General features: G+C 72.0%; 8 protein-coding genes and 1 pseudogene. 4 read left to right on the top strand and 5 right to left on the bottom strand.

The annotated features are described in order from the left end of the window. Positions 1-761: hypothetical protein (locus tag ACWJ6R_RS01295; protein WP_449060433.1), on the bottom strand; the 761-nt coding region annotated here is incomplete at its 3' end. A 66-nt stretch (positions 762-827) separates the two neighbouring features. On the opposite strand from ACWJ6R_RS01295, the gene ACWJ6R_RS01290 reads away from it, so the two are divergent. Both ACWJ6R_RS01290 and ACWJ6R_RS01285 read left to right on the top strand, forming a co-directional pair. Then, on the top strand, positions 828-1151 hold the full coding sequence (locus ACWJ6R_RS01290; protein WP_449060432.1) for a winged helix-turn-helix transcriptional regulator: 324 nt from the start codon (positions 828-830) through the stop codon (positions 1149-1151). A 131-nt stretch (positions 1152-1282) separates the two neighbouring features. Then, complete coding sequence (locus ACWJ6R_RS01285; RefSeq protein WP_449060431.1) at positions 1283-1756, top strand: carboxymuconolactone decarboxylase family protein; 474 nt, start codon at positions 1283-1285, stop codon at positions 1754-1756. Between the two features lie 50 nt (positions 1757-1806). Here ACWJ6R_RS01285 and ACWJ6R_RS01280 read toward each other — a convergent pair. Beyond that, positions 1807-2912: pseudogene (locus tag ACWJ6R_RS01280) on the bottom strand (winged helix DNA-binding domain-containing protein). A 207-nt stretch (positions 2913-3119) separates the two neighbouring features. Between ACWJ6R_RS01280 and ACWJ6R_RS01275 the strand changes: the two are divergent. Beyond that, positions 3120-4127, top strand: coding sequence for an SEC-C metal-binding domain-containing protein (locus tag ACWJ6R_RS01275; protein WP_449060430.1), 1008 nt, complete (start codon positions 3120-3122; stop codon positions 4125-4127). Positions 4128-4163: 36 nt separating this feature from the next. On the opposite strand, the gene ACWJ6R_RS01270 is transcribed toward ACWJ6R_RS01275, so the two are convergent. The 3 genes from ACWJ6R_RS01270 to ACWJ6R_RS01260 form a co-directional block, all read right to left on the bottom strand. Next, on the bottom strand, positions 4164-4442 hold the full coding sequence (locus tag ACWJ6R_RS01270) for a type II toxin-antitoxin system RelE family toxin (protein WP_449060429.1): 279 nt from the start codon (positions 4440-4442) through the stop codon (positions 4164-4166). A gap of 4 nt (positions 4443-4446) precedes the next feature. After that, complete coding sequence (locus ACWJ6R_RS01265) at positions 4447-4728, bottom strand: type II toxin-antitoxin system Phd/YefM family antitoxin (protein WP_449060428.1); 282 nt, start codon at positions 4726-4728, stop codon at positions 4447-4449. Between the two features lie 425 nt (positions 4729-5153). Next, positions 5154-5351, bottom strand: coding sequence for a hypothetical protein (locus tag ACWJ6R_RS01260; RefSeq protein ID WP_449060427.1), 198 nt, complete (start codon positions 5349-5351; stop codon positions 5154-5156). A gap of 186 nt (positions 5352-5537) precedes the next feature. Here ACWJ6R_RS01260 and ACWJ6R_RS01255 point away from each other — a divergent pair, with 186 nt between their 5' ends. Further along, entirely contained in the window at positions 5538-6143 is a 606-nt protein-coding gene (locus ACWJ6R_RS01255; protein ID WP_449060426.1) for a hypothetical protein, read from the top strand. Positions 6144-6210 lie beyond the last annotated feature (67 nt).

The raw sequence follows: 6210 nt of genomic DNA, 5'->3' as shown, positions 1-6210 counted from the left end.
GGCCAGGTGCACCCGCGACGTCGCGGCCCGCGGCGGCGGCCACCTCCGCGCGACCTGGTCGCCGGTGAGCGTTGGGTCGGCAGCAGGCCGACGGCCGCGGGGGCGTCCTCGCGCAGGAGAGCGGCGACCGCGTCACCGAGGTCGTCCAGGGCCGTCCACGACGCGGGAGCCGCCGCGGGCAGCGGATAGGCCAGTTCGCCCTCCCGCGCGACCCTCCGTACCGACCAGGGCATCAGGAGGTTCTCCAGGTACATCCCGGCCGGGCCGATCACGGACGCCGACGCGACCGCCTCGGGCAGCCGCCGGGCCAGCAGGACGCGCGCGTCGACGTACGGCACGCCGACCGGCTCCGGCGGCAGGGCCATGCCGGGGTTGAACACCACCCGGGAGGGACCCGCCTCGGCCAGCGCGGTCAGCAGGGTCTCGGCGTGGGTGAGGGCCTCCGGGCCGAACACCAGCGGCAACTGCACCACCACCGCGCCGGCCGAGCCGTAGGCCCGGACGATCGAGGCGGCGTCGGCGAGGTCGAGGGAGCGGGAGGCCAGCGGGCGGACACCGTACCCGGCGGCGCGGAGGCGGCGGGCGATGTGCGAGCCCTGGGTGCCCGTGGCGCCGTGGACCGCGACGGAGGGCGACGCGGACGAAGGTGCGGACGGAGATACGGACAGAGATACGGACGGAGACGCGGAGGGTGAGGCGGAGGGTGAGGCGGAGGATGAGGCGGACGGAGACGCGGAGGATGAGGCGGAGAGCGATGTCATGCCGGTGACGTTAGGGAAGCTACTTCATATTGTGAAGTACGCATTTTTCCTGTAGGAACTTCAGACATGGGAAGCTCGCAGGTCAACTCCCCCGTGACACCGGAGACGTGCTCGGTGACGCGGACGCTCTCGTTCGTCGGCACCAAGTGGACGCCTCTGGTGATCTTCCACCTGCTGCCCGGCGCGAAGCGGTACGGCGAGCTGCAGCATCTGCTGCCCGGCATCAGTCCCAAGACGCTCGCCGACCGCCTCCAGACCCTCGAAGGCGAAGGGCTGCTCACGAGGACCGTCCACCCGGACAAGCCGCCGCGGGTGGAGTACGCGCTGACCCGGCGCGGTCGCGAGCTGGGCGAGATCCTCGACTCGATCGCCGCGTGGGCCGAGACCTGAGGCGCGAGCCGGTTCCCGAGGCGCGGGCCGAGACCCCAGGGAGGACGCAGGTCGCATCCACCCCTGTCGATCCCGCCGGGCCGTCCCGTCCCGGAAGTGTACCGGCCACCGGCAGCGGCAAGGAGTGCAGCATGGACGCTCGTTTGAACCTCTTCGGCAACCCGGTCGCCGCCAAGTTCATGAAGCACCTCGTCTCGGCGGACAGGTCGATCTCGGGTTCGACGCTGCCGGCCGCGACGCAGGAGCTGGTGAAGCTCCGCGCCAGCCAGATCAACGGCTGCGGTTTCTGCGCCGACATGCACACCAAGGAGGCCGCGCACGCCGGGGAGACCTCCACCCGGCTCAACCTGGTCGCGGCCTGGCGGGAGGCCACGGTGTTCACCGACGCCGAGCGCGCCGCTCTGGAACTGGCGGAGCAGGGCACCCGCCTCGCCGACGCGGCCGGCGGCGTCACGGACGAGGCCTGGGCGAACGCCGCCGAGCACTACGACGAGGACCAGCTCGCCGCCCTGGTCTCCCTGATCGCCCTCATCAACGCCTTCAACCGCGCGAACGTCATCGTCCGGCAGCCCGCCGGCGACTACCGGGTCGGCCAGTTCGAGTAGCCGGGGCACCCGGTGCGGGGACCGCAGGCGCCGTCCCGGTCCGCCCTGCGTCAGGCGTCCTCGGCCCGCACCTCGAAGGCGGCGGCATCCGGCTCCAGGAAGCGCAGGAGCGCCTCGCCCTCCGCGGTCAGCGCGGAGAACGCCTCCCGCGGCAGCGGCTCGAAGGGGGTCAGCCTCAGGACGGCGGCCTTCCGCCGGACCTCCGCCTGCCAGATGCCGCGGACGGTGCCGTCCCACAGGAAGACGGCCCGCACCCGGAGGTTCTTGGTGGTGACGCGCCCGCGGTACTCCTCGGCCATCAGCCGGGTACGGTCGGCGTGGGCGAGCACCAGGCTGTCGAAGTCGGGCAGGAACCGCGCCGGGGCCGGCGTGTCCTCGTCCGGGCGCGGGGCGCCGGGCAGGTCGAACAGCTCCTTGCCCCGCTCGTCGCGGAAGACGGCCAGCCGGGGACGGAGCCCGTCCAGTACGGCGCGCAGCCCCTTCAGCCCGGTCCAGGTCTGCGCGTCGGCGGCGGTGGCCGGGCCGAAGGCCGCCAGGTAGCGCAGCACCAGCTCCCCGACCGGGTCCTCCGGCTCCTCCCCCGGCTCCCCCGGCCTCCTGGGCTCTCCCGCTTCCTCGGTCTCCCCGGCTTTCCCGGTCTCCGCGCCGGGCGGAGCGTCCGGCAGCACGCCGGGCAAGGCGTCGGGCAGCGCAGCAGGCGGGGCGTCGAGCAGCGCATCGGGCAGGGCGAACTTCGCGGCGGGCGGGAAGGCCCAGCGGTCCTCGGTGGGGACCATGACCAGCGGGAGGCTCATCCGTACGGCGTAGCCCAGCGCGCGCTCGTTGACGTCGGGGAAGTGCCGCTGGAGCAGGGCGCGCAGCTCGGTGAAGTCCCGCGGCCCCTCGGCGAGGACGGCGCGGGCGACGGGGAGCAGCGCGTCGAGGTCCAGCCCGGCGGTCAGCTCGCCGCGCCCGCGCAGGGCGGCGGCGAGCGACGGCGCGAGAACGGCCGGAACCTCATGTAGTCGGCCGCGCTCACCAGGTGGAGCGTGGCCCGCATCATCGTGGCGCGGACCACGGCGCGCTCGTGCAGCGCCCGGTGCAGATCCTCGCGGCGGAAGTCCTCCAGTCGCGTCCACAGCCCGGTGAAGGGGTGCCGGGGCTCCTGCGCCTGCATGCCGCCGAGCCGCTCCACCGCCGTGACGACGTCGGCCTTCTCCCGGGCGAGCAGCATCTGCCGGGCCAGCGTCGCACGGTTCAGCCGCCGTGTCGTCAGGGTCTCCATGCCCCCATCGTGCCGTCCGTACCTGACACCCCGCGGCAGGTACGGACGGCTTCTCCGATACGGCCGACCTGCGCGGCGGCCAGGGCGTAGGGTCTCCGCATGCCCGCGAAGAACGACCTCGTATCGCTCGGTGACATCGAGTTCGCCCTGCCCGACGCCCTGAAGGCGGGTTCCCCCGACCCGGTGGTCGCCCGCCTGCTCGCGGCCGTGGACGATCCCTCCCGCCGCGACGACGACTTCGAACCCGCCTTCGCCATGGTCGCGGTGAGCGGGGTCCTGGAGGACTTCGGCCGTCTGGAGGAGGCGCTGGCCACCCTGAGACGGGCCGACGCCGCGGGCATCCGCGACGACACGACCGAGCCGAAGGTCTGGATCGCGGCGCTGCTGGTCAAGCTCGGCCGGACCGACGAGGCCGCCGAGGTCTTCCGGGAGGTACGGCAGGCCGGCAGGGACGACTGGAGCGCCTACGAGATCTACGGCGAGGCCGTCGAGGAGACCGGCGACCTCGCGGGCGCGTTGAAGCTCTTCGCCTCCGGCGAGGCCCGGTCCCGCGACGCCGGGGACGGCTTCGGCACCGAGCAGCTGGGCACGGCGGTCAACCGGGTACGGCGGGCCATGGGCTTCCCCGACGAGGCTCCCCCGTCGGGGCCGTCGGCGGAGCGGCGGCTTCTCGCCGAGGACTACGACCTGGAGGCAGGCGGCTACGACCTGGGGGCGGACGAGTACGACCGCGCCGCGGCGGACGTCGAACCGTTCTGGCCCCGGGCCGATTTCGAGCGGCTCGTCGAGCGCTGGCCGGCGCTGGCGGAGTCCGAGGGGGCGGACTGGGACGCGCACCGGGCGGAGGTGGAGACCGGCGCCCTGGAGGCCGGTGAGCTGGACATCCGGGTCGCCCTGCTCCGCTGCTCGTTCGAGGACTTCGCGTCCTTCGCGGAGAAGGCCGACGGGCAGCCCGACGAGGACACGATCCTGGCGTACGCCGAGAGCCGCGGCCCGGCCGGCGCCCTGATCCCCTGGCCGCCCGAGCGCAACGCCCCCTGCTGGTGCGGCTCCGGCCGCAAGTACAAGCAGTGCTGCCGCCCCCGGGGCTTCGCCTCCCCCTCCTGAGCTCCCGACAGGAGACCGTGCGTTCCCGCGCGGATCTCACAGGCCGCGGTAGACCTCACGGCGGTTGCCGACGGCCAGGACCCATACGAGCAGCCGGCCGTCCTCGATCGTGCAGACGACACGGTAGTCCCCGACCCGGAGCCGCCAGCGGGAGCTGTGCCCTTGCAGGGCTTTGATGTCGAAGGTGGCGGTGTCCGCCGCGTCCATCGCCTGCTGGAGCTCGGTGAGGCGATGGAGGATGCGCAGCGCGTCGGGGCGGGGAATCTTGAGCATGTCCCGCTGGGCGTGCGGGGTGAACCGTGTGGTGTACCCCACCGGGTCAGCCGTGCTGGTCGCGGAGCAGGGCGGCCATCTCTTCGAGGGAGACGGCCCCCTCGGCGCCTTCGGACTCCGCCTCATCGGCCAGCCGGTTGAGCCACGCCTCTTCGACCTGCTCCGCGAGATCACGCAGGCGCTGGTACTCGTTGATGTCGATCACCACGGCCTCCTGCCTGCCGCGCCGAGTGATGATCGTCGGGGTCTCGTCCCGGCGGGCCCGGTCGATGACGTCCGCGAGGTGGCTGCGGACCTCCGCCATGGATTCGATCACCGGTTCACTCATGTCATGAATGTAGCAGATGTACATCCCAGTGTTGCGGTGAAAGCAATCCGTTCCGCGAGCTCCCGCACCTCCCGGTCGAGCCGGTCGGGCGGCAGGCCCTCGCTCGGCCGGAAGAGTCCAGGCCTCCAGCCCTGGCATGAAGGAGGTTCGCCGCCAGGCCACGTCCGTTCGCTCCGGGTCTCGCGCCAGCAGTGTCCGACCACGACGGTGTAACGCGAAGGCAGCCAGGCCGAGGAGGACGGCCCACACGACGCAGTAGGCGCCGAAGCGCACACCGCCGCAGTCCGAGAGCAGCGCGCCGCCCATCATGCCGACCGCCCCCGCGGCGGCCGTCGCCGTGTACACCCACAACAGCACGAGCAGCGTCCGCCGCCACAGCCGCCGCCGGACCGATGCCAGGGAGGCCATCAATAGGAGAGTGATGATCAGGCCGGACGTGACGTTGCCCCACTGGGCCAGCGCGACCTGTCCGGGCCATAGCCGAGGTACTCCTCCGGGTCCACACGAGGACCACCGGTGACACCGAGGCGCCCTTCCAGAGCGAAGCTGACCTCGGACACGACGTAGAGCAGCGTCCAGCCGATCGCCGCCCAGACGGTCCAACGCCCGGTCCGAACAGTCATGCGGCGATCTTCTCATTCATGTGATCTCCCGGAAACGATGCCCCTGGGCTTCTCCTCCTCCTGAACATCGGCCAGAGCAGCATCTTCCTTGGCCGAACATCAATATTCATTGTGGATCGAGTTCACAATATGATTTACTCTTCCACGCAGTTTGAGGCGATCTATACACACCTGTCGAGGAGCCCCATGTTCAAGCGTGTCCTGGCCGTGCTCGTGCTGGCCGCCACTGCCCTCACCACCGGTGGCGTCACCGCCGCGCACGCCGACCGGACCTACCGCGGCGAGGGGGACCAGGTCGTCCGTATCAGCACTACCAAGGCCCCGGGCCTGCTGACCCTCTCCCACGACGGTGAGGCCAACTTCATCGTCTGGGCGGTCGACGGCCGCGGGAAGAAGCAGGCCCTCCTGGCCAACACGATCGGCTCCTACGACGGCACCGTGCTCTACAACGCCTCCGGGAGCAAGGGCGTCGCCGCGCTGGAGATCAAGGCCGACGGCGCCTGGAGCGCGGTCTTCAAGCCCGTGTCGAAGGCCCGCTGCTGGTGCGCCGGAACCATCCGGGGCGAGGGCGACCAGGTTCTCAAGCTCTCCCCCACCCGCGGCCTGCGCACCGCCCGCGCCGCCCACAACGGTGAGGGCAACTTCATCGTGCACGCCTACCCCCGCGTCGGCGCCTACGGCGACCTGCTGTTCAACCGGATCGGCGACTACAGGGGCAAGGCCCTGCTGCCCACCGGCACCCGCCTGGTCACCGTCAAGGCCGACGGCACCTGGTCCCTCACCCGCAGCTGACCTCGACGGCGCCGCGGCGGCACCCGTCCGCTGCGGCGCCCTCTCTCACCAGCGCCCCAAAGCCGAC

The sequence above is a fragment of the Planomonospora algeriensis genome, assembly GCF_977012225.1.
This window is presented reverse-complemented; position numbering and strand designations above follow the sequence as displayed.